The following is a 22,655-nucleotide window of genomic DNA, read 5'->3' on the forward strand; positions in this document are numbered from 1 at the left end:
AGTATTGATAAAAAAACAGAAATCAATAATATTAGATATCTGTTTTAAAGTATTCAGCTAACTGTTGAATAAATTCTTCATTACGTCTGTAGTATGTCCATTGTCCATGGCGAATCGACTCAAGTAAACCAGCTTTTTGCATCATATTTAAGTAGCTAGAAACAGTAGATTGAGAAATTTTGGCCTTTTCCTGAATATCCCCAACACATACTCCACCCTTGTAACTTACCTCCTTCGGTAGGTGAGCGCCTTGTTTTGGGAAATGTTTCTCGGGTTCCTTTAACCACTCTAAAATATTGAGTCTTGTTTCATTCGATAATGCTTTGAATACATCAATAGGTTCCATGCGTGTAATTATATATCTAGAATTTTCGATATGTCAAGGTAATTTATTGAAGTATTTCCCAGGAAAAGGTCCCACTAGTTTAACTTATCTATGGTTATAGTTAGAATAAAACTATTAAAAAGTACTACATTTTTAATGATGTAAATGTGTTTGGTTTGAAAATTGATTTTAATAAATATTAAGATTCGAAAGAGATATATCCTATACTATTCAACAATAAGGCGCGACGCGTTTTTCAAGGTCATTTTCTGGAATAATATTTAAATAGTAAGTTTGATATTTATGTTAAAATTCAATGATAATTAATTTATTTAAATAAGTGAGAAATAGTACAAGTGTAATGATTGTGGTAATCATAATTGCAATAATTCTTTATTCAATTGCTGTTTTCTTTTAAATATAATTAACCTAATATAAAATGTGAGTATTTTCCTTATTAACTAACGAAGTGCTTTAGTTTTTTGTTTAGTAAACGAGCATTTTCTTCTTACGTCTCTAGAAATAAGTAAACCATTCGTTTTTGAAAGGGGAGCTACATATGAATTTTGGGAAAGTTGGTTTTTTGGTTATCTTGCTCGGTATTTCTCTTCTATCTGCTTGTGGACAGAAAACCGTTATATTTTCTGGGGAAGGTGAAAACTGGAGAGTTCAAATTGAATATGAACATAGGGGTGAAGATAGTAAAAAAACTGGTTACATTAAATATATTGGTACAGAACCAATTCCAAAAGAAATTGAATATTCGTTCACTGTTGTTTCTTCTTCTGGAAAAGGAGCATTAGGTTCAGATGGGGTCATGTCATTGGGAATAAGTGAGTGCAGTCCTTGTACCTCTCCAAGTGAGGATTCGGAAATTGTAGGATTAATAAAATGGAACAATCGATCAGAAACAATTACCATAACAGGAGAGTAATTCGGACAGCTATTTTAGTAGTAATCAATTCTTGATCTTCAACAATTGGGTGCGATTCTTCAATAAGAAAATCGCATTTTTCCGTTATAGGGTTATATTGTTGAACAATGCCTCTAAAGAAATTAAAGATGAGCTGTCATCTTAAAGACTGGATTTTAATAACAAAAAGAGGTGACTTGAATGAGAAAGACTTCTATTGCAAAGATGCTAATTGCCCCGATAATAGTAGCATTAGTTACCATATTAAGTATCGTATTTATCGAAGGAGTATTCCGATCCGAAATAATGCCTCCTTCGACAGCTGAGAAAATACAGCTTGCTGTACTGCTCTATTTAGGAATCTATTTATTTACTATTATCTTTGTAGTCCCTATTGATATTTATTTAACTAATAGAATAAAAAACAAAATACTTTTTTTTGTTCTAACAAATGTTATCGGTTTATTTTTGGTGTGGTGCATTGATCTTTGGTTCTTTACTCTTGGTGGTTTTATGTCTATATATTTGATTTTCCCATTGTTCTCAATTTTAACGTTAATACGATTCAATTCTGATGCGAAATAAAATATATAGAGAAGGATGAGTGAAGGTTGGTTATCATTCTTTCAATATTCAACCATCGGGTGCAATTCTTGATAAGACATATGCCTTCTTCAGCTAAAGAGCCATATTGTTGAATAACATTCTTTTAAGAAGGTTCCCAAACGCCGCTTTTGGAACGATTATGCTATATTTGCGTGGAATTACCGAAACTTTTTGAATTCTAATCCGTAAATGTAATAATAGTTTCGAAGGAGGTGAAAATTTTGAAGAAGTTTTCTGTATTTATAATTAGTTTCATAATATTATTTCTAGCATTTCAAATATTATCGGGTTTGATACTTACTGCTTTTCACACTCCCAATCTCCCTTCAATTGCAAATGATTTAAATCAAGAAATATCATTTGGAAGTGCCTCAAATCCATTACTATTGGCATTGTTAACAGCCACAGTTGCTTATTCTCTATCTCAAAAGATATTTAGAGTATCAAACACTCAAACCAGCTAACTTGTGCTTATATTCCACAAGGGTGTATAAAGTTTTTAAATACGTTCCCAAATAAAAGTTTGGAAACACAGAAAACGATATTCAACAATCGCGCCGAGTATTGAATGATGACATTTTCTTTTTTTCATAGCCACAATCTTTGAGAAAAGTGATTTAAGTAAAGTAATGACCAAAAATTTAAAAAAACATCCATTATCTCAATAAAGGTTTAATGGATGTTTTTTAGTTTTATTAAAAATTTTTGTTATATACAACAAAACTTAAATCCCCTAAATATAAGTACTGTTTTATTTTATTATACTTTTCACCCTATATTCGAATTATTAGTAGGTGTTTTTTTATTCCTCACGCGCCAGTTCCCTTGAACGGTTTTCGGCACTTCGAACACAGTTCACAATCGCTTCGTTAAAGGACATCGATTCAAGTGCTTTGATCCCGGCTTCAGTCGTTCCTCCTGGACTTGTTACTTTTTTGCGCAGTAGGGAAGGTTCCAAATTACCGGATTTCAGCATTTCCGCGGAACCAGCAATCGTCTGTACCATCAGTTCCCGTACAATTTCCTTTGATAGACCAAACTCAGCACCAGCCCGTTCAAATGCTTCAACCAAATAGTATAAATAGGCAGGACCACTTCCGGAAAGGGCTGTAACTGCATGAAGTTTTTCTTCCTCCACTTCGATTACAATGCCAATCGCTTCTAACATTTGAATATAAAGCGCACGCTTCACGTCTGTTACATGGTTATTGAATGCAATGCCGGATGCAGACATGCCGATTGTTGCGGAGGTGTTCGGCATTACACGAGCGATTGGGCGGCTGCCGAGATGCTGTTCAATCGTATCAATGCTGACACCAGCCAGTACCGATAAAATTGCAGTATCAGCACTTAGATGGGGTGCGATGACTTCCATAGCAGCACGCGCATCTTTCGGTTTCATTGCTAAAATAACGAGGTCTGCATCCCGCAAGTGTGTAAGGTCCTCCAATAGGTTGACATTATAGCTTTCCACCAGTTCGTTTAGACGTTCTTTATTCGACCGATTGGATATAAACAGGGCATGCGGGTTGATGACATTCTTTTTAATCCATCCATGAATGAGTGCTTCTGCCATCGAGCCTGCGCCAATAAAAATAATTTTTTGCATAAAGTATCCCTCCGATTTTTAAATCCGATTCCTTAAAGGAACATAAAAAAAGCATTTCCATCCCTACAATTAAGTAAGGACGAAAATGCATTGATCTCCGCGGTACCACCTTTATTCACACATAATGTGTGCAGCTTCAGCCTTTTTATCGCAAAGGGTACGGTTATGTTGTCATAACGGCTCAAAAGGAGGTTCAATTATTCCAGCGGGTTATGCCGATTTCAGCAAAGACGGCACTCTCTATAACCTTAAAATAATCTACTTGGCTTTTTCATTGCCTGTAAATTTTGAATTATCCAAAATTATAGTGCTGTATTGAAAAACTGTCAACCTTTGACGTGACGAATGAAGAAAAAAGAGTTAAAATAAATGAATAGTCATTCATTACGAGCATATCAATTACGCCTCGGCGTAATTGCGTCCAGATTTTTTTGAGTTTAGGCCCACATGACGTGGGTCAGTCAGCCGTTGTCGCAGGATGCGGCGTTTTTAGGCTGACTTCCTCATTAAATTCAATTTAAAATCTGTGACATCTGCCAGAGGCTTATCTTTATTCAGCTGGCTTTTGTACCAGCAGCTGGGTTAAACAAAACAAGCAGCTATCATCTACTTGAAGAGGTGAGTGATTGCTGAATTAAGATAAAGGGGATTAAAATATGGAAGTACATAAAATTGTTATACCGACACCATATGCAGTGGGAGATGTAAATGCTTTTCTAGTAAAGGGGGAGGCACTGACATTATTCGATGCAGGTCCGAAAACGGAAGAAGCATATGAAGCAATCAAATGGGGTTTACACAGTGCAGGTTATGACTTGAAAGACGTGGAACAAGTCGTGCTGACACATCATCATCCGGACCATGCCGGTTGGATCGACGCATTTCCAGCTGCGGAAGTATTAGGGCATCAATATGTTGATTACTGGATGAAGAAAGAACCGGAATTTCTGCAGTATCATGAGCGGTTTTTTAAAAAGCTTTTAATCGAGCAAGGAGTACCGGAAAAATACGTAAACCGGATTTTACATGTTAAAGGGGAAATTGAGTTATTCGGTACAATTCCATTGACTGGCTATTTAAAAGAGGGCGATGAAGTGCCAGGTCATCCTGGTTTGAAAGTATATGAAACACCCGGTCATGCACAAAGCCATCTGATTTTTGTCGACGAGACTACTCGGGAATGTATCGGTGGAGATTTACTGCTGGAACGCACATCATCGAATCCATTAATCGAGCCACCACTAGATTTATCGATGGAACGTCCTAAATCATTGCTGCAGTATAATGAATCACTCAAGCGACTGAAAAATTTAGAGATTTCAAAAGTGTACGCGGGGCACGGAGGGGAACTGACAAATATCGAACCACTCATCGATGAGCGCTTGGAAAAACAAAGACAACGTGCATTAAAAGTATACGGTCTGCTTCAAACACCGCAGACAAATTTTGAAATGACTACTCAATTATTTGAACGCATTTACCAGCAGCAGTTAGGATTGACACTATCGGAAACATTAGGGCAGTTTGATTACTTGGTCGATCAAGGGATGGTCGAGATTGAAGAGCGGGATGGGATTCATTATTATAAGAAAAGTGATATTTCCCGTCATGCTTCAAGAGAAGCGAATAAATCATTAAATAAAACAGGGTATTAATAGAAAAATGAAAAAATCTTAAAGATGTTCAGTATTTATTAGAGCACAATGACAATGGGTGGGAAATTTCTTCTTTAGATATAAACTATTTCGCTGAAACGATTTCCCTTATAGTTGAAAGTGTGAAAGGCCAAAATATTATTAAAACGCATGTAACTTTTAAAGAAGTTATTTCTTATTTTATTTATCAGGAACCGGTCGTGTATGATCAGGAGTCAAACAAAACGTATAGGTTAAATGACCGCAAATATAATGATAATAATTTTGTCAGTGAAATTGGCTACCATCAGAATGGATTCGGAAAAATTAAAATTGAAAGTTTAAACCGAGATTTAACAGCGATTGAAGATATCAGTTCAAATACAAATTTTTACTTCCAGGTGAATAATAAAGATCACTTTTTTATTGAAGCGAACAAAGTTCAAATCAATGATGAAACATTTAGTGATATACTTCAAAGCAGTGGTAATTTTAAAATTCAATAGTTCGGATGCCTCCTAATTAAAAATTGGGAGGTTTTTTTGTAACCGGGTTGATTTAAATATTTTTCAAGTGACGTCTAACATATAAACAACTGCCTTTCATCAACTGACCAATTCATGTTCCTGCCTCCAATTTGCCTTTTGCCCTATATATGCCTCCCAAAAACAAAAAAGGGGACAAACTAAATGAAAATAATTTCTGGGTAGAGGAGATTATTAAAAGCCATAAAGAAAAAACTACCCGGTTGCGTTTTAACGCAACAATATATATTTTTTAAATTATTTAAAAGATATAAGATCTTTTTGAGGGGACGTTTTTGGCCACATGTGGATGGGATATAATTGACCTGTTCTGGAGGAGTCAGAACCGTCCGATGGGATGGACTAATTTGTACGTAAACAGGAAAGTGTAGAAGTTAAAGAAATTTCTATTTTAAAATAATAATTATAAAGTGGTGAGGAATAAAAAGTGTTATTTCTATAAAATAAAGCTCAGTAAGATTTTTAACAAAAATCGTTTACTGGGCTTTAATTTACAGATATTTGTTTATACACAAATTAATTGAACGATTTAGTTTTCGGAATCTGCTTCACCATTCTTTGAATCCTCTTCCATAACGTCAGGGAAGACCATTGATTCAGTTTGTTCACCAGTTTTTTCGTCGATTAAATTAACCTTAGTTTTAATATCGTCACTAGATTTGCCATCAAATGCACTGTAAAACATAGATACATAGGCCAATCCCATTAACCCAAATGCATCAAAACTATTTTCAAAGCTTGCCGTATCCACTGTTACGTCAAATTCTGTGAAATCTTTGTTATATGAAATTTCTTTAAATGATTTAAAATCTTCGCCATTTACAAGATCATCGACCGTACTGACGATACTTTCTTCCATTTCTTTCATCATTTTTTTATGAGCAGACTTACTCATTTTATAATAAACAGAACCGTCTGGATTAACTTTTACTTCCTTAACACCTTTTTCTTTAGCAGCTGCTTCGATTTCTTCTGGCGTTTCATCTTCAAAAAACTCTGCAGGTAAAGTGAGTTCAACATTTAAAAGCCCTTTTTCTACCTCTAAACTTTGTTCCTTTTGACTATCTGATTGCTTCTTATCTTCTTCTGCACTACAAGCCGTTAAAAATAATAGAGCTGTACTTATAATAAATAATGATTTTTTCATCCTATATACTCCTTCGTTTACCAAGTGAAGCCGTAGCTTTTTACTTCGATTTTATTTACTTTTGAACCAATATTATCTGGTAAGGGCGGGTAGCTAAGTTCAAATCCTGCTTCACCGCCAGCAGCTAATCCTACATCAACACTGCCTAATAATCCGCCTAAAATTTTACCGTTCGCATCATATAAAATGGCCGCAAGACGTATATCTTCTTGCTGAACGTCTGTAGGGTTTTTAACAATCCCTGTAACACTATAGCCGTAGTCACTGGGAATCCCTTTAACTGCACTAACTTCCATTAAGTTTGAATCTTCTTCAGTTGCATCAAAATTAAAATTAAAGGTTGTTTCAGCAAAATTATCCAGTGATGTTGCTTCATCGAGTGTTGTGCCTTCTACGATAAATGCTGATTCTCCAGGCTGAACAATTTCAGGAACAGCATAAATCATAGTTGAAGTTCCTAAAATACTACCGTCTTTTCCTTTGTAATTCATTTGTGTTTCACCAATATCAACTGGCATATCGCCTGTGTTTTTAAAAATGGCTGCTGTATTGATCCATATTGAGTCAATAGAGTCGCTCCATACATTAGATCCTGAATCTTCAATTTCTAATTTAGCATTGGCTTTTACTTCAGTATTTGCACTTTCTTCAGTTTTACTTTCTTTATCTGCAGATTGTGAAATTGTTTGTTTTGAATCTCCACATGCAGTCAATATGAAAAGTAAACTAAACATTAATATCGTAAGTTTTTTCATTTAATTTCCTCCTTTTATAATACTTTATATTAATATAATTCCTGAATGATTATAGCATAGTCTAAAAGTTATATTTAATTTTTCCATAAATCAAAAATTACTGAAAAATTCCACCATGTACGTCGTTTCAAACTTCGCAAAAACCTACAATATTTTACTATCTTCCCCGTACTTTTTTTAGCATTTCCTATCTACAGCTAGACTTCAAATAGTAAGATTTTATATGCTGATTTCAACACGATTTGAATACAAAGGATGGGATACGATGCAGCATAGTACGGCGGTTTATAATATTGAACAGTTTGGTGCGGTTGGTGATGGCTGGGCCAATAACACATCGGCGATTAAGCGTGCAATAGAGGCTTGTTCACAAGGCGGGGGAGGAACGATATATGTGCCTGCCGGTGTGTATGTTACCGGTGCGATTGAATTAAAAAGTAATATGCATCTGCATTTGGAAGCGGGTTCCGAGCTTTTGTTTTCAAATGATCGAGCGGATTACCCGGTCATTTCTTCACGCTGGGAAGGGGCGAGTCGTGATGTGTATATGTCCTGTATTTATGCCTGTCATGCGGAAAATATCGCCATTACCGGTTTTGGCACATTGAATGGGCAGGGTGCATATTGGTGGAAGCTGTTTAAAGAAGATTCTCTTGCATACCCACGCCCTAATTTAGTGAGCTTTGATCATTGTGAGCGTGTACATATCGAGCAGGTGAAAATGATCAATTCTCCGAGCTGGACCATCCATCCGAATGTTTGTGATAATGTGACCGTTTCGGGAGTTACGATTATAAATCCGGCGAATTCCCCGAATACGGACGGCATTAATCCTGAATCATGCCGCAATGTGAAAATTTCCGATTGTTCGATTGATGTAGGGGATGACTGTATTGCGATAAAAGCGGGTACCGAGGATGCGGAGCGCGCAATTCCTTGTGAAAATATAACGATTACGAACTGTACGATGCTGCATGGTCATGGCGGGGTTGTCTTTGGCAGTGAGATGAGCGGGGACATTCGCAATGTCGTCGTATCGAACTGTATTTTTGAAGGAACAGACCGGGGCATTCGCTTTAAATCACGGCGCGGCCGAGGCGGTACGATTGAAAATATCCGTGTAAGCAATATTGTGATGAATAATGTCATTTGTCCGTTTATACTAAACTTATACTATTATCATGGTCCAAGAGGTTTGGAGCCCTATGTTTCGGATAAGAGTGCGCAACCTGTGACAGCGCTGACACCGAAGTTCATGCATATTCATTTTTCAAATATTACTGCAACAAACGTAACGGCGGCTGCGGGATTCTTATACGGTTTACCTGAAATGCCGGTTGAGGATATTACATTCAGCCATATCCGTGTTGCGATGAAGTCGGGTGCTGAACCGGATCTGCCGGCAATGATGATGGATTTGGAACCGATGAAACAACGTGGTTTTTTCTGTTCCAATGCAGAAGATGTATTGTTTGAGCATGTGACGGTCCAACAACATGAAGGGCCGGCATTTGAAATAATAAATAGTAAAAATATCGTAATGGAACATTGTCGCTCCAAAGAGACGGCAAAGGATGAAAGACTTGTTCAAATGACGAATGTTATAAGCTAGCTGGCGTTAAGGGGGAATCACATTGAGCAGCTTAAGAAAAACCTATTTGTTTTATGTCTTCCCCATTTGTTTACTATTCTTGCTCTCGGGTTGTTCAAGTGAGGAAGTAGAAAAAGTGGATGGCACGCAAAAAGATGTGACATTAACTTTTTGGTTTGATGATGCCGGTCCGTTAAGAAATGCTATTTGGGAAGAAATGATCGCCGCTTTTGAAGAGGAGTATCCACATATTCATATTGAATACAAAGGCTTCGTGAAGGATATTGCAAAAGTGAAATTCAATTCGGCACTCGCGATGCAGTCACTGCCGGATGTAGGAAGTATATATACAAGCTGGTTACCGGAATATACATACCGTGAAGCATTGGTGCCACTCGATACCTATTTTGGAAATTGGCCGGACGGTGATAAAATTGAGGAATCTGTCATTAATTACAATCGTCAATTAACACCGGATAATAAATTGTACGGATTGCCTTACACGCGAAATATGGATGTCCTTTGGGTTCGCAAAGATTGGCTCGCCGACTATGGTCTGGAAACGATTGAAACATGGGATGACTTTTTTCATACCGTTGAAACCTTTACAGATAAAGAGCTACAACAGTACGGCTACAGCATTCGTGGCGGGGAAGGGTCGTCACTGCAGCTGCAGCGGATGATGTATGCCTACTCCGGGATTTCGACGTATATCGAAAATGGTGAAAGTACGATTGATGATCCCCGCCATGTGGAGTTTCTGGAAAAATATTTGTCGCTATATGATTTGCATACATCCAGAAATGATATTGTAAAAGATTATAAAGGAATGCTCGATGATTTTGAGCATGGGGCTGTCGGTTTAATCCAGCATAATATCGGCTCTTATGCAGAACATCAAAAAGTGCTGTCTCCGGATCAGTTCCAGTCATTGCCATTGCCGAAGTCAGTTGATGGGCACTTTACTGTCGAGGCAGGCAACACGATGGACATGGTGATGTTCGAGGGTACGAAACATCCAAAAGAGGCGTGGACATTTATTTCTTTTATCGCGTCGCTAAAGGGACAAAGCCATTGGAACAAACGGGTTGGACAATTGCCGACACATCAGGAAGTGCTGCAGGAAGATTGGGTGCAAAATTCCCCGCATTTGCAATCGGCGCTTTCTGTCTATGAAGATCCGAAAACAAAAATGTACGAGCCACCTTTTTATTTAATTAGGTACAACTCCATCCGGTATACGATTGTTGAACCGGGGCTCCAGGAAGTGCTGAGCGGTACGAAAACAATCGAGCAGTTCTTGAAAGAGTGGAGCGTGGCCATTGAAAATGAATATGCACTATATGAAAAATATCATGCCCAAACATCGAAGCGCTGAGTAAGTGAAAAACTTGCTCGGCGCTTTTTTTATGACATCTAAATGTGAAGATTCTTAAAATTTTTATCTAACATCTTAATATTTTGAATATTTCGGGAAAGCGTTTTCAATTAGAATAATGTGTAAGAAGGGAGGAAATTTAATGAGTTATTCCCCAGAAGTAAATGAACCAGTATTGGAAAAAAAGAAAAGCGAAAAAGTCCGTAAATTTAATAAGGCGAAGTTGGTTCCTTATCTATTCATTACGCCGGCCGTACTAATGGTTGTAAGTTTCCTTTTCTACCCGATTGGAATGGTATTTTATTATAGCTTCCAAAACTATGATATTTCGGCACCTTACTATAATAGTTTTGCAGGGCTCGATAACTTCGTGAATATTTTTACCAGTGATAAGCTGTTCTTCCCGAGTTTACTTAATAGTTTGAAGTGGGTTGTTACAGAAGTGGGGCTTCAATTGGTATTTGGTTTGATTTTGGCTCTATTGCTGAACCAGACATTTAAATTCAGAGGGATTATACGTGCGGTTGCTTTTATTCCTTGGGCGATTTCAGGTGTACTGGCATCTGTTATCTGGTCACTGATGTACAACGAACATATGGGTGTACTGAATGATATCCTGATGCGTTTCGGCATTATAGATTCACCGCAAGCCTTTTTGGCAAGTACATCTACCGCATTTGGTGCAGTAGTTATTGCCGAACTGTGGAGGGGGATTCCATTCTTTGCGATTACCCTTTTGGCCGGTCTGCAAAGTATTCCGCAAGAATTGTACGAAGCAGCGCGCGTAGATGGTGCGAGCCGCTGGAAATCATTCCTGTTCGTAACATTGCCGCAGCTGAAAAATACGATTATTTTAACGACACTGCTGCGAGTGGTTTGGGAGTTTAATAACGTTGACCTGATCTTCAACTTAACAGGCGGCGGACCTGCCCATTCAACAACGACACTGACTATGTATATTGCAGAATTAGCTGTTCATGGCAGTAACTTTGGATATGGCTCAGCGCTTACAGTCATTTCGTTTGGTATTCTATTAGTTTTCGCGGCGCTTTATCTGAAATTATCGCGCTATGAAAAGGAGTGATAGCCTATGTTTTCTAAAAATAAAAAAATAGATAAGTTATTGACACTTTATGTGCCGCTCGGTATGTTGTTAAGTTTTACCCTTTTCCCACTCTATTGGACAATCAATACGGCATTCAAGCCTGAGGGAGATATTATGAAACGTCCGCTTGAATATGCGCCGCTTAATCCGACAGTGGAAAACTTTGTGATGGCGTGGAATAATGTCGGGTTTGCCACATTCATGAAAAACAGTTTGATCGTCGGCGTCAGTACAGTGATTGTCGTATTGATCTGTTCAACATTATCCGGCTATGCATTGGCCCGTTATCAGTTCAAGGGAAAACGCGCCTTTATGCTGATGCTGTTATGTACGCAATTTATACCGAGATCAATGATGATTATCCCGTTATTTATCATTTTCAAAAATTTAGGGCTGATCAGCAGTCCACTCGCTCTAATTATTACGTATACGGCGATTGAGATTCCGTTTACGACCATATTGATGAGCGGGTTCATCGCAAACGTTCCGAAAGAGTTGGAGGAAGCGGCGATGATTGATGGGTGTACGAAACTTCAGTCCATCCGCCATGTCGTGTTCCCGCTGCTGCTTCCAGGTATTGTTGCAACAGGGGTGTTTACATTCATTTACACATGGAATGAATTTTTAATTGCCTTAATGCTCACAAATCGTCAGGACCGGTTCACCTTGCCGGTCGGTCTAAGTACGATGATGGGCGAATTCAATGTCAACTACGGTGCGTTGGCAGCAGGCAGTGTCATTGCCTTAATTCCGGCAGTAATTTTATTTGCATATGCACAAAAGCATTTAGTCAATGGTATGGGTGGAGCAGTAAAAGGTTAATTGTACATGAATTCATAAGGGGTGAAGGTTGATGTTCAAAAGCAAGTTCAGAAAATCGATAGCAGTAGGTACGATTGCAACAGCGTTATTATTGGCCGCTTGCGGGGATGATGAGTCGGCGGGTAAAAAAGAGGTGTCTGCAGAAAACGGAAAGCCGGTAAAAATTACGTTCTGGGATGAAAATGCCGGACCGCAGCGTACACCGATTTGGGAAGAGTTAATCTCCCGTTTTGAAGAAGAAAATCCGATGATTGATGTGGAGTATGTCGGATTACCGAAAGACTCGGCAAAATCAAAAATGGATGCAGCCATTGCAGCGGACGATACGCCTGACTTGGCGTCTGTCCAAACGAGCTGGCTACCTGAATTCTCGATTCGTGAAGCATTACTGCCACTGGATGATTACTTTGCTGATTCGGAACTGAACGGTCTGATCAATGAAGGGGCACTGAATTTCAATAAAGAAATCGTAGCGGATAAAAAGCTATATGGAATTCCTTACACACAAAACCTGGATATCCTTTGGGTACGTAAGGACTGGTTTGAAGAAAAAGGAGTAAAAATTCCTGAGACTTGGGATGAGTTTTATGCGGCTGCAGAAGCAATGACGGATAAAGCGAATAATCGCTACGGCTACACAATCCGTGGAGGTGCAGGCGGATCATTCCAGATTCAGCGTATGATGTATGCATACAACGGGTTTGAAGATTATTTGACGGAAGACGGCAAAGCAACGATCAATGATCAGAAAAACGTCGAGTTTATCGAAAAGTATTTATCGTTATATGAAGATTACACACCGAAAAGCGATATTACAAACGGCTATAAAGAAATGATCGCCGGCTTTGATACAGGTGTAGTGGCAATGGTACAGCACAACATCGGTTCATTCGGTGAGCACAAAGAAGCACTGGAAGAAAGTCAGTTCCAGGCGATCCCATTGCCTAAATCGGAAAACGGCAACTACGTGGCAGAAGGCGGTAATACGATCGGTATTTCAATTTTCAACGGGACAGATAATCCGGATGAAGCTTGGAAATTTGCAGAATTCCTGAACTCGGCTGCTAGTCAAAGTTTCTGGAATGAGCAAGTCGGTCAGATCCCAACGAACAGTGACGTGTTAAAAGAAGACTGGATTAAAAATTCACCTCATATTCAAACAGCATTTGAAGTGTATGATGATCCGAACACAGTTCTTTATAAGCCGCCATTCTATTTACCAGAATACCGTTCAATCCTGGATGGTACGGTCGATGCCGGAATTCAATCGGTTATGAGTGGTAAAGCGTCAGCACAGGAATTTTTAGATGAGTGGGCGGGTGCGATGGAAGCTGCAGAAGCTAAATACTCAGAGCACTTCGGCAAATAATACAAAAAAAGGGTGCGGTGCTTCAGCCACACCCTTTGTTTTTTGAAAAATACAAACAACGCTAAAGCTAAAGGAGATGGCATAAATGAGAACGACATCTGAAAATATTACGGTTAATACACCGCTTGCACTGGCGGAAAAAGCATGTAAGGCGATTATGAATACGTATACACCGGACCAGCTGCCACCGGCGAATTCCTTTCACTATCATCAGGGGGTATTTTTATACGGTATGCTTCGTGTATGGGAAGCGACAGGTGATCAGCAGTACTTTGAATATATGAAAGGCTATATCGATAGCCTGATTGACGAAGAAGGTAACTTATACTTTGCACGGGATGAGCTGGATTCTGTGCAGGCCGGCATTTTATTGTTCCCATTATATGAACAGACGAAGGACCGTCGTTATTTAATTGCAGCGAAAAAACTCCGTCATCTGCTGTATTCGATAAACCAGACGACAGAGGGCGGCTTCTGGCATAAAGACAAATATCCTTATCAAATGTGGCTGGACGGGTTATTCATGGCAGGTCCGTTTATGCTTATGTACAATAACCATTTTGTCGAAGAAGAGCTTGTGCTGAATGTCGTACGCCAGGAAAAACTGATGCGTACACATATGAAAGATGAGAAAACAGGCTTACTATTCCACGCATGGGATGAAAAAAAAGCTCAACCATGGGCAGACCCGGAAACAGGGTGCTCACCAGAGTTATGGGGACGTTCTGTCGGCTGGTACGGGACGGCGCTCGTCGATATATTGGAACTGATCAACGGTGCACGCGGTCAGGAAGATATCGTCCAGTCATTGAAAGATCTAGTGCCTGCTATTAAAAAGTTCCAGGATGAGAAGACGGGATTATGGTATCAAATCGTGGATAAAGTTGATCATACCGATAACTGGCTGGAATCTTCATGCTCGTCGCTGTTTATTTACTTCATTGCAAAAGCGATTAAACTAGGTTTAGTTGATGATTCGTACCAATCAGTAGTAAATAAAGCGTATGACGGGTTAATCGAGCATATGGTCGATGTGAAGGAAGATGTGGCCAATCTAAAAGGCATCTGCATCGGCACATCGGCAGGGGTATACGACTATTATGTGGACCGCCCGACATCAGAAAACGATTTACACGGTATGGGCGCATTCATTCTAGCAAGCATAGCTTTGCATGATATAACGGTAAAATAGTAATAGTTAAGAAAAAGTACCCGAATCAAGGGTACTTTTTTCTTGCCTCTGAAAAAATAAATGTCAAGTGTTTACATATTATGTTAGAATTATTGGAATATAAAGAAAATATAGATTATACTACTTTATTCTATTTGTATGCGCTTTAAGCTTGGAATATCTTATTTTTATATGAAAACGGAATGTTTGGTAGGTGTGGCATCTGGAACGACTAAGGACATTTATGTATAAATATATTTTTCATTCCTTTAAAACAACGATGAATATGTTATTTTTGCCGATTGTGATTATATGTATTTTAGTAACCGGCGGTGTGTCGACTTATATTGCTACCGCCCAAATTGAAGAGAATACGTATCAAAGTATGAACGATACGATTTATCAGACGAAGAATTATTTAGACCATACCCTTTCGGATTTGTTTTCGCAGCTAGTGTCCATTTCGTATGATACACGGCTCGTCAACTTATTGATGAAGGAGCAGGAGCAAATCGTACCGGAAGATTACATTCCGATCGATAAAAATCTGCAGATCATTTACGGACGTTACAGTACGATTTTGGAGTCGGCTACGATTGATCTGAACGAAGGGGAATTTTTGATTTATCAAAGTGAATTTACGAGGAAACCTGTCATTGATTATGATGACTTTTTTGTGAATTACCGGGCAGATAGTGAGAATTTTAAATGGAAAAATGTGCATGAAGACGTAGCGTTCCATACCGGAAATGCGGTGATGTCGATGTACAAGCTTTTGGAACTGAATGATCTGGAGAAAAGAGGTATTGTGCTCTTTAATATTCGTGAGGAATTTTTCGGAAAGGTGCTGAGCCGATCACTCATCGGGGAGAATGGTTATTTGGCGCTCATTTCAGAAGATGGTATCTATCAGTCGAAGGAACTTGAGTCTAAATATACGCTTGATGATGAGACCTTTCAGAAATTGCATCAATTATCAACTCCAAAAAATCAAATTACATATACAAATGAAGACAATGAAGAAATGATTGTCATTTACGATACGCTTGAATCCAATGGTTGGAAAATCGCGGCGATTGTACCTGAAGATGATCTGTTGAACAAAGTGGAGTATATCAAAATATTCGCTGTGTTCTTAATAATCATCATGATCGGTCTCGTCGTATTTGTGACGAATATTTTTATTTCCTATATGTCAAAACCGTTTCAAAAATTAGCAAAACAGATGGATCTCGTCAATGAAAACCATCTTTATCTGGAAGAAAGAATTTCAGGACCGAAAGAGATGCGCGTGTTGAACCGCGGATTTATCGAACTGATCGACCGGATTAACGTGTTGATGGACCAGGTGATTTTGGAGCAGGAAGAAAAACGCCAGCTGGAATTTGCGATTATGCACGCGCAAATCAATCCGCATTTCCTCTATAATACGCTTTACTCGATTAAAGGGCTTTGTGACATGGGTATGACAAAGGAAGCGAGCCATATGGTCACGGCGTTATCGAATTTTTTCCGTATCGGGATTAGTAAAGGGAAGGAAATTATCTCGGTCAAAGAAGAAATCGAGCATATCGAAAACTATTTAATCATACAGGAGATGCGCTATGGGGATGATTTCACGTATGAGATCGATGTGGAAGAAAGTATTTTAGATAATGAGATTGTTAAACTTTCGTTGCAGCCGATAATTGAAAATGCGATCTATCATGGCGTAAAGCAAAAGCGCGGTCAAGGAAAGATTGTTATTAAAGGGTATTGCGACGCAAATTATATTTACTTGGAAGTTTCTGACAACGGCACAGGGATTACGGAGGAGCGGCTTGAAGCGATTCATGCCGAGCTGCAGCTGAATTATCAAGAGCAGAAGCAATATATCGGAATTGGCATAAAGTCTGTCAATGACCGGATTAAAATGCAGTACGGGGAAGCTTACGGACTCACAATCCGAAGCAAATATGGTGAAGGAACATCGATGATTATTACTATTCCGGTAACAACAGGGGGCTTGACAAAGGATGTATAAAATAATCGTAGTAGAGGATGACCGCATTATTCGTCGAGGCATTTGCCAGACGATTCCATGGGGAGAAAACGGGATAGAGGTTGTAGGAGAAGCAAGTGACGGGGAAATGGCACTTGAACTGATTGCACAGCAGCAGCCACATCTCGTCATTTCAGATATTAATATGCCTTTTTTAAATGGGCTCGATATGGCACGTCAATTAAAAGAAATTAGTCCACAGACAAAATTTATCTTTTTAACGGGTTATGAGGATTTTAGTTACGCGCAGCAGGCCGTTCAGTTAAAGGCATTTGACTACTTACTGAAACCGGTCGATTCGGAACTGCTGCTGGAAAAGGTGAAGGAAGCACTCGCTGAATGGTCCGAAACGTTTTCGAATGAACAGTTGCTCGTGGAGTCGCGTGCAATACGGCAACAGAAATTCTTTAAACAGCTCATGGCAGTTGGTGAAACGGAAACCGATATCGAAAAAGGGCTTTCAGATTTGGATGTACACTTAGATGGGACATGCTATTCGGCAATTGTTGTTCATGATGGATGCGAAGGACAGTTGCTTAATGAGCAGATTGTTCAACTTGCTTCGAAAAAGCTTGATGAAGATAAATTTCATCTGCTCTCGGTCGAGGACAATGAATGGGTACTGCTGATCGGACATGATGCAGCAGTAGAGGCTGTAGACATGGCAACCTTCTTGCTTGAACAGTTGCCGGATGTAACGTTGGCATATGGGCGTCCATATACGAATTTGTTCGAGATTGGCCGTTCGTTTATTGAGGCCAAAATGGCGCTGGATTTGCGTTATATTATGGGGACAGGCAAATTGTTTTCAATTGACGATAAAGTGACGAATGGTGAGCAGACAGCGGAAAATTTAAGAGCGTTTGATGTGAAACTGATTGCACAGATTAAGCAAGGAGTTCCGGAAAAGGTGGAAGAGCTGCTTGAAGAATTTCATGACGCAATCATCAACTATCAATCGTTATCGCTCACGGATCTTAAAGTGATGACGCTAAAATATGCAACACTGTTATCATTTGAAATCGACCGCTGGAGTAAAGACGAGGCATCGACCCATTCGGCTGATGTATATAAGGCAATAATGGAAATGAATTCACTGTACGACATGATGCAAATTATCCGGGAGCTTATTCAACAATGGTCTGAAACTCTTTATCAAAAAGAGGAAAGTAAGTTTAAAAGCCATGTTGATTTAGCGATCCACTATATGAATGAATATTATTCGGACAGCACATTAACATTGCAGAAACTGGCCAAAATGATTCATGTAAGTGCACCGTATTTAAGCAATCTGTTTAAACTCGAAAAAGGGTTTAATTTTGGGGATTACTTACTGGAATTGCGCATGAAAAAAGCGATGGAACTGCTGCGAGAAGAAAGTTTGAAAACATATGAAATCAGTGAGCAGGTAGGGTACAGTAACCCGCAATATTTCAGTATTTGTTTTAAGAAATACACTGGCCATACCCCGGCCGAATTTAAAAAGAAACTGAATCCTAATGTCAGCTAGCGGTATTAAATGCCGCTAGTTTTTTTATGTTTCAGACTGAAGCAATGCTTATGAGTACAAATATTTAAGAAAAGCGTTTGATATTTTAAGGACATCGTTACGTAACATTGTAAACCCTTACATCGTTTTTTATAATCGGGTTGTAACAATATTCAGAAAACAATAATAGAGGTTATGGAAAACAGACCTAGATGATTAAAACTGTTCATTAACCGGAGGAGGTAGCAAAATGGAAACACGTTATGCCAATCACCCTGAAGAGATTAAACGCTATAATACGGACAAATTACGTGAGCATTTTTTAGTGGAAGCATTATTTGAACTTGGAAAGGTACATTTAACATATACACATGTCGACCGTATGATTTTTGGCGGGGTGACACCAGCTGATACGGAACTGACGATTGAACTGGATAAAGAATTGGGCGTGAGTTACTTTTTAGAACGCCGTGAACTGGGCATCATCAATATCGGCGGTGACGGGGTTGTCGTATTGGATGGTATTGAATATGACATGCAGCGCCGAGATGGATTATATGTGAGCCGCGGTACGAAACAAGTGCTGTTCCGGTCAAACGATGCAGCAAACCCGGCGAAATTCTATATCAATTCCACACCGGCGCACCATACATACCCGACGGTGAAGATTGATATTAACAACATCAAACCGTTAGAAGCTGGTGCACCGGGTAGATTGAACGAACGAAAAATTTATCAATATATTCATCCGAATGTTTGCGAGAGCTGCCAGTTGCAGATGGGCTTGACGATGCTGTCACCGGGAAGTGTGTGGAATACAATGCCTGCTCATACGCATGAACGTCGCATGGAAGTATATTTATATTTTGATATGGAAGCTGATACACGTGTTTTCCACTTTATGGGGCAACCGGATGAAACACGTCATCTTATTCTGAAAAATGAACAGGCGGTAATTTCGCCGAGCTGGTCGATTCATACAGGTACAGCGACAAGTAACTATACATTCATTTGGGGAATGTGCGGAGAAAACATTACGTATGACGACATGGACCATGTAAAAATGGAAGATTTACGCTAAGCGAATGGAGGAATAATAGATGACACAGGAAGTAGCCGGTTTTTCATTAGATTACTTTAGCTTAAAAGGAAAAGTTGCCATTGTAACAGGCGGCAATAAAGGATTAGGCCAGGCATATGCGGTCGCTTTGGCAAAAGCGGGTGCAGACATTTTTGTTATTGCACGCAGCGCGGACTGGAGTGAGACAGAACGTTTAATTAACGAAACAGGCCAAAAAGTGACGTTTTATCAGGGGGATTTAAGCGATCGTACGATTATCAAACCTGCTGTAGAAGCTTGCCTGCAAAAGTATGGCACAGTGGATATTTTAGTAAATAATGCCGGTACGATCCGCCGTTCACCATTACTGGACTACCAGGAACAGGACTGGGACACGGTAATGGAAATTAACTTAAACTCTCTATACCTCTTAAGCCAGGAAGTTGCGAAAGTAATGGTAGAAAAAAAGAGCGGGAAAATTATTAATATCGCATCGATGCTATCATATCAGGGTGGCAAATTTGTTCCGCCATATACAGCGAGTAAACATGCCGTTGCCGGTTTAACTAAGGCATTTGCCAATGAACTCGCAGAACATAATGTACAGATTAACGCGATTGCGCCAGGTTATGTGGCGACAGATAATACGGCGCCAATTCGCCAGGATGAAAAACGCAGCGCGGAAATTTTATCCCGTATTCCTGCAGGACGTTGGGCTACGACTGCAGACTTGATGGGATCTGTCGTGTACTTGGCTAGCCGCGCTTCGGATTATACGAACGGTCATATTTTAGCCGTTGATGGCGGCTGGCTGGCAAGATAACTACTAAAAATAATAGGAAATAATTATAAGCCGTATCACGCAATGCTGATACGGCTTTTACTAAAGGATGTGGGAATAATGAAAGCAAATTTAGGTATTCGTGCACATGATCTGGAAGCTGAAAATTTACAGGAACTCGCCGCAAACGTCAAAGCTAGAGGTTTCTCAGCTGTCCAGTTGGCGCTTGCAAAATCCATAACTGCATTTTCAACTAGTACAGGGGCATTATCACCTGGGTATGGCCACTATATAAAATCGGTATTTCAGCAGCACGATGTTCGGATCGCTGTTTTAGGCTGCTATATTAACATGATTCATCCAGATTTAACTGAAAGACAGCGTCAGCTTGATCGCTTTAAAGAGCATATCCGCTTTGCACGTGATTTCGGCTGCAGTATTGTCGGAACAGAAACGGGCAGTGTCATTCCGTCACTCGGATACAGTGAAGATAATTTTACTGAAGAAGCTTATTCAGCAGTTGTAAATAGTGTGCGTGAGCTCGTAGAAGAGGCAGAAAAATTTGGTGTCATCGTCGGCATTGAAGGCGGTATCAATCATCCGATTCACACACCGAAACGGATGAAGCGTTTACTGGAAGATGTACCGTCGCCGAACTTGCAAGTCATTTATGACCCGGCGAATTTTATGAGCTTGGAAAATATCCATGATCAGCATTTCGCAATGGATGAAGCCTTCGAATTATTCGGCGATCGGATCGTTATTGTTCATGCGAAAGACTTCATTGTGAACAACGGTGAAATTGTAATGGTACCAGTCGGGACCGGCCAGCTCGATTATAAGTATTTAGCGGAACGACTGAAGAAGGAGAAGCCGTTCATCAATATTCTTTTGGAAAATACGCGCGATCCTCATATTGCCGAAAGCATTCGTTATATACAAGACCGGTATAAACAAGCTTAAAAGAGTGCAGTAGTGAAACACAATGTGCATATATGCCACTTATTATAAGATTTTAAACAATTATCTAAAAATTTTAAATTATTTCTGAAAGCGTTTTCTATTACTATTAAATTAAGAAATACATTAGCAGTGTTCACATGGAATCGATTGAGGGGGTAAGGAAATGGCAGAATTAAAATTAAATAATATTTATAAAATTTACGATAATAAAGTAACCGCTGTAGATAATTTTAACTTGCATATCGAGGATAAGGAATTCATCGTTTTTGTTGGTCCTTCGGGTTGCGGAAAATCGACAACATTACGGATGATGGCCGGTTTGGAGGAGATTTCAAAAGGGGATTTCTATATTGATGATAAGCGTGTCAATGACATCGCACCAAAAGACCGCGATATCGCAATGGTATTCCAAAACTATGCATTGTACCCGCATATGACGGTTTATGACAATATTGCATTTGGTTTAAAATTACGGAAGCTGCCGAAGTCGGAAATCGATGAGCGAGTGCGCAATGCGGCGAAAATTTTAGGCATTGAAAATTATTTAAATCGTAAACCGAAAGCTTTATCTGGTGGACAAAGACAACGTGTTGCATTGGGCCGTGCCATTGTACGGGATGCGAAGCTATTCTTAATGGACGAGCCGCTGTCAAATCTGGATGCAAAGCTGCGTGTCCAAATGCGTGCGGAAATTATTAAATTGCACCGTCGTATCGGAACAACGACAATTTATGTAACACATGACCAAACAGAAGCAATGACGATGGCGAGCCGTATTGTCGTAATGAAGGACGGTATTATTCATCAGGTAGGCGCACCGAAGTATATTTATGATAATCCGGAAAATGTGTTTGTTGGCGGCTTTATCGGTTCACCGTCTATGAACTTTTTAGATGGACGTGTAGAAGATGGCTATTACCAGCTAGGAGATAGAAAAATTATCATTCCTGAAGATAAAATGACGATGCTTCGTCAGCAAGGCTATGTCGGGAAGGAAGTTATTTTAGGAATTCGTCCTGAGAGCTTTTTCGTAGGAGAAGAGACGGCAGAGCTTGATCCTTCTGTTGTGTCTCAATATGAAATTGAGGTTGCGGAGTTAACAGGTTCTGAAATTATGCTGTATTTCAAAATCGGTGATCAGGAAGTTGTAGCATTGACGGATGCCCAACAAACAATTGAAGCAGGACAAAAAATCAGTTTTGCCGTTAATACGAATAAAATGCATTTCTTTGATAAAGAAACAGAAATCCGTATTCGTTAATAACGGAGTGGAAGAAACAATAGAAAAGCTTCTAACTTAATAGAAGAAATAAGGCTGTCCAAAGGTCATTCACTTTTAGGACAGCCTTTC

At 39.4% G+C, this 22,655-nt stretch carries 20 protein-coding genes, 1 pseudogene and 1 other annotated feature; of the genes and pseudogenes, 17 read left to right on the forward strand and 4 right to left on the reverse strand.

The genetic code is table 11. The annotated features are described in order from the left end of the window. Nucleotides 1–31: 31 nt before the first annotated feature. Entirely contained in the window at nt 32–346 is a 315-nt protein-coding gene (locus AC6CH1_RS06040) for an ArsR/SmtB family transcription factor (protein ID WP_008407867.1), read from the reverse strand. A 538-nt stretch (nt 347–884) separates the two neighbouring features. On the opposite strand from AC6CH1_RS06040, the gene AC6CH1_RS06045 reads away from it, so the two are divergent. From AC6CH1_RS06045 to AC6CH1_RS06055, 3 genes are all read left to right on the forward strand, one after another. Further along, nucleotides 885–1,259, forward strand: a complete 375-nt coding sequence (locus AC6CH1_RS06045; RefSeq protein WP_498316619.1) for a phosphoadenosine phosphosulfate sulfotransferase — start codon at nt 885–887, stop codon at nt 1,257–1,259. A 180-nt stretch (nt 1,260–1,439) separates the two neighbouring features. Next, nucleotides 1,440–1,823: a pilus assembly protein PilB gene (locus AC6CH1_RS06050; RefSeq protein ID WP_498316620.1), complete on the forward strand. Its 384-nt coding sequence runs from the start codon at nt 1,440–1,442 to the stop codon at nt 1,821–1,823. A gap of 242 nt (nt 1,824–2,065) precedes the next feature. Beyond that, entirely contained in the window at nt 2,066–2,308 is a 243-nt protein-coding gene (locus AC6CH1_RS06055; RefSeq protein ID WP_498316621.1) for a hypothetical protein, read from the forward strand. A 338-nt stretch (nt 2,309–2,646) separates the two neighbouring features. On the opposite strand, the gene proC is transcribed toward AC6CH1_RS06055, so the two are convergent. Beyond that, a complete protein-coding gene (proC, locus tag AC6CH1_RS06060) occupies nt 2,647–3,453 on the reverse strand; it encodes a pyrroline-5-carboxylate reductase (protein ID WP_498316622.1) in 807 nt (268 codons plus the stop codon). Between the two features lie 72 nt (nt 3,454–3,525). After that, nucleotides 3,526–3,737, reverse strand: a binding site (T-box leader). Nucleotides 3,738–4,109: 372 nt separating this feature from the next. Between proC and AC6CH1_RS06065 the strand changes: the two genes are divergently transcribed. Continuing rightward, on the forward strand, nt 4,110–5,108 hold the full coding sequence (locus AC6CH1_RS06065) for an MBL fold metallo-hydrolase (RefSeq protein ID WP_251688242.1): 999 nt from the start codon (nt 4,110–4,112) through the stop codon (nt 5,106–5,108). Between the two features lie 59 nt (nt 5,109–5,167). Continuing rightward, a pseudogene (locus tag AC6CH1_RS06070) lies at nt 5,168–5,593 on the forward strand (YxiG family protein); the annotation flags it as partial. A gap of 568 nt (nt 5,594–6,161) precedes the next feature. Here the strand turns inward: AC6CH1_RS06070 and AC6CH1_RS06075 are convergent. Together AC6CH1_RS06075 and AC6CH1_RS06080 are read right to left on the reverse strand one after the other, a co-directional pair. Further along, a complete protein-coding gene (locus tag AC6CH1_RS06075) occupies nt 6,162–6,779 on the reverse strand; it encodes a hypothetical protein (RefSeq protein WP_427710174.1) in 618 nt (205 codons plus the stop codon). Nucleotides 6,780–6,796: 17 nt separating this feature from the next. Continuing rightward, on the reverse strand, nt 6,797–7,534 hold the full coding sequence (locus tag AC6CH1_RS06080) for an FxLYD domain-containing protein (RefSeq protein ID WP_498316623.1): 738 nt from the start codon (nt 7,532–7,534) through the stop codon (nt 6,797–6,799). A 265-nt stretch (nt 7,535–7,799) separates the two neighbouring features. Here AC6CH1_RS06080 and AC6CH1_RS06085 point away from each other — a divergent pair, with 265 nt between their 5' ends. From AC6CH1_RS06085 to AC6CH1_RS06140, 12 genes are all read left to right on the forward strand, one after another. Continuing rightward, nucleotides 7,800–9,146: a glycoside hydrolase family 28 protein gene (locus AC6CH1_RS06085; RefSeq protein WP_498316624.1), complete on the forward strand. Its 1,347-nt coding sequence runs from the start codon at nt 7,800–7,802 to the stop codon at nt 9,144–9,146. A 22-nt stretch (nt 9,147–9,168) separates the two neighbouring features. Next, nucleotides 9,169–10,503, forward strand: a complete 1,335-nt coding sequence (locus tag AC6CH1_RS06090; protein ID WP_498316625.1) for an ABC transporter substrate-binding protein — start codon at nt 9,169–9,171, stop codon at nt 10,501–10,503. A 142-nt stretch (nt 10,504–10,645) separates the two neighbouring features. Further along, nucleotides 10,646–11,587, forward strand: coding sequence for a carbohydrate ABC transporter permease (locus AC6CH1_RS06095; protein ID WP_008407851.1), 942 nt, complete (start codon nt 10,646–10,648; stop codon nt 11,585–11,587). 6 nt (nt 11,588–11,593) lie between these two features. Continuing rightward, the gene (locus AC6CH1_RS06100; RefSeq protein ID WP_008407849.1) at nt 11,594–12,430 is read left to right on the forward strand and encodes a carbohydrate ABC transporter permease; all 837 of its coding nucleotides are present in this window, start codon (nt 11,594–11,596) and stop codon (nt 12,428–12,430) included. A gap of 31 nt (nt 12,431–12,461) precedes the next feature. Then, complete coding sequence (locus AC6CH1_RS06105; RefSeq protein WP_251688226.1) at nt 12,462–13,799, forward strand: ABC transporter substrate-binding protein; 1,338 nt, start codon at nt 12,462–12,464, stop codon at nt 13,797–13,799. 85 nt (nt 13,800–13,884) lie between these two features. Continuing rightward, on the forward strand, nt 13,885–14,991 hold the full coding sequence (locus AC6CH1_RS06110) for a glycoside hydrolase family 88/105 protein (RefSeq protein WP_498316626.1): 1,107 nt from the start codon (nt 13,885–13,887) through the stop codon (nt 14,989–14,991). Between the two features lie 223 nt (nt 14,992–15,214). Continuing rightward, nucleotides 15,215–16,993, forward strand: a complete 1,779-nt coding sequence (locus AC6CH1_RS06115) for a sensor histidine kinase (RefSeq protein WP_498316627.1) — start codon at nt 15,215–15,217, stop codon at nt 16,991–16,993. Beyond that, the gene (locus tag AC6CH1_RS06120) at nt 16,986–18,521 is read left to right on the forward strand and encodes a response regulator (RefSeq protein WP_498316628.1); all 1,536 of its coding nucleotides are present in this window, start codon (nt 16,986–16,988) and stop codon (nt 18,519–18,521) included. The genes AC6CH1_RS06115 and AC6CH1_RS06120 overlap by 8 nt, the downstream gene beginning before the upstream one ends. Before the next feature lie 229 nt (nt 18,522–18,750). Continuing rightward, complete coding sequence (gene kduI, locus AC6CH1_RS06125; RefSeq protein ID WP_498316629.1) at nt 18,751–19,581, forward strand: 5-dehydro-4-deoxy-D-glucuronate isomerase; 831 nt, start codon at nt 18,751–18,753, stop codon at nt 19,579–19,581. A gap of 19 nt (nt 19,582–19,600) precedes the next feature. Then, nucleotides 19,601–20,383: a 2-dehydro-3-deoxy-D-gluconate 5-dehydrogenase KduD gene (gene kduD, locus AC6CH1_RS06130; protein ID WP_498316630.1), complete on the forward strand. Its 783-nt coding sequence runs from the start codon at nt 19,601–19,603 to the stop codon at nt 20,381–20,383. A 78-nt stretch (nt 20,384–20,461) separates the two neighbouring features. Then, nucleotides 20,462–21,304, forward strand: coding sequence for a sugar phosphate isomerase/epimerase family protein (locus AC6CH1_RS06135; protein ID WP_498316631.1), 843 nt, complete (start codon nt 20,462–20,464; stop codon nt 21,302–21,304). A 163-nt stretch (nt 21,305–21,467) separates the two neighbouring features. After that, complete coding sequence (locus AC6CH1_RS06140) at nt 21,468–22,565, forward strand: ABC transporter ATP-binding protein (RefSeq protein WP_251688212.1); 1,098 nt, start codon at nt 21,468–21,470, stop codon at nt 22,563–22,565. Nucleotides 22,566–22,655 lie beyond the last annotated feature (90 nt).

Source organism: Solibacillus sp. GQ1, assembly GCF_059758555.1.

Excerpts from the sequence above, each read along its gene's own strand:
- kduI (WP_498316629.1), top strand. The coding sequence starts at position 18,751 with ATGGAAACACGTTATGCCAATCACCCTGAAGAGATTAAACGCTATAAT.
- AC6CH1_RS06095 (WP_008407851.1), top strand. The coding sequence starts at position 10,646 with ATGAGTTATTCCCCAGAAGTAAATGAACCAGTATTGGAAAAAAAGAAA.
- AC6CH1_RS06120 (WP_498316628.1), top strand. The coding sequence starts at position 16,986 with ATGTATAAAATAATCGTAGTAGAGGATGACCGCATTATTCGTCGAGGC.
- AC6CH1_RS06065 (WP_251688242.1), top strand. The coding sequence starts at position 4,110 with ATGGAAGTACATAAAATTGTTATACCGACACCATATGCAGTGGGAGAT.
- AC6CH1_RS06105 (WP_251688226.1), top strand. The coding sequence starts at position 12,462 with ATGTTCAAAAGCAAGTTCAGAAAATCGATAGCAGTAGGTACGATTGCA.
- AC6CH1_RS06075 (WP_427710174.1), bottom strand. The coding sequence starts at position 6,779 with ATGAAAAAATCATTATTTATTATAAGTACAGCTCTATTATTTTTAACG.
- proC (WP_498316622.1), bottom strand. The coding sequence starts at position 3,453 with ATGCAAAAAATTATTTTTATTGGCGCAGGCTCGATGGCAGAAGCACTC.
- AC6CH1_RS06110 (WP_498316626.1), top strand. The coding sequence starts at position 13,885 with ATGAGAACGACATCTGAAAATATTACGGTTAATACACCGCTTGCACTG.
- AC6CH1_RS06100 (WP_008407849.1), top strand. The coding sequence starts at position 11,594 with ATGTTTTCTAAAAATAAAAAAATAGATAAGTTATTGACACTTTATGTG.
- AC6CH1_RS06040 (WP_008407867.1), bottom strand. The coding sequence starts at position 346 with ATGGAACCTATTGATGTATTCAAAGCATTATCGAATGAAACAAGACTC.
- AC6CH1_RS06080 (WP_498316623.1), bottom strand. The coding sequence starts at position 7,534 with ATGAAAAAACTTACGATATTAATGTTTAGTTTACTTTTCATATTGACT.
- AC6CH1_RS06085 (WP_498316624.1), top strand. The coding sequence starts at position 7,800 with ATGCAGCATAGTACGGCGGTTTATAATATTGAACAGTTTGGTGCGGTT.
- AC6CH1_RS06140 (WP_251688212.1), top strand. The coding sequence starts at position 21,468 with ATGGCAGAATTAAAATTAAATAATATTTATAAAATTTACGATAATAAA.
- AC6CH1_RS06115 (WP_498316627.1), top strand. The coding sequence starts at position 15,215 with ATGTATAAATATATTTTTCATTCCTTTAAAACAACGATGAATATGTTA.
- AC6CH1_RS06135 (WP_498316631.1), top strand. The coding sequence starts at position 20,462 with ATGAAAGCAAATTTAGGTATTCGTGCACATGATCTGGAAGCTGAAAAT.
- kduD (WP_498316630.1), top strand. The coding sequence starts at position 19,601 with ATGACACAGGAAGTAGCCGGTTTTTCATTAGATTACTTTAGCTTAAAA.
- AC6CH1_RS06045 (WP_498316619.1), top strand. The coding sequence starts at position 885 with ATGAATTTTGGGAAAGTTGGTTTTTTGGTTATCTTGCTCGGTATTTCT.
- AC6CH1_RS06050 (WP_498316620.1), top strand. The coding sequence starts at position 1,440 with ATGAGAAAGACTTCTATTGCAAAGATGCTAATTGCCCCGATAATAGTA.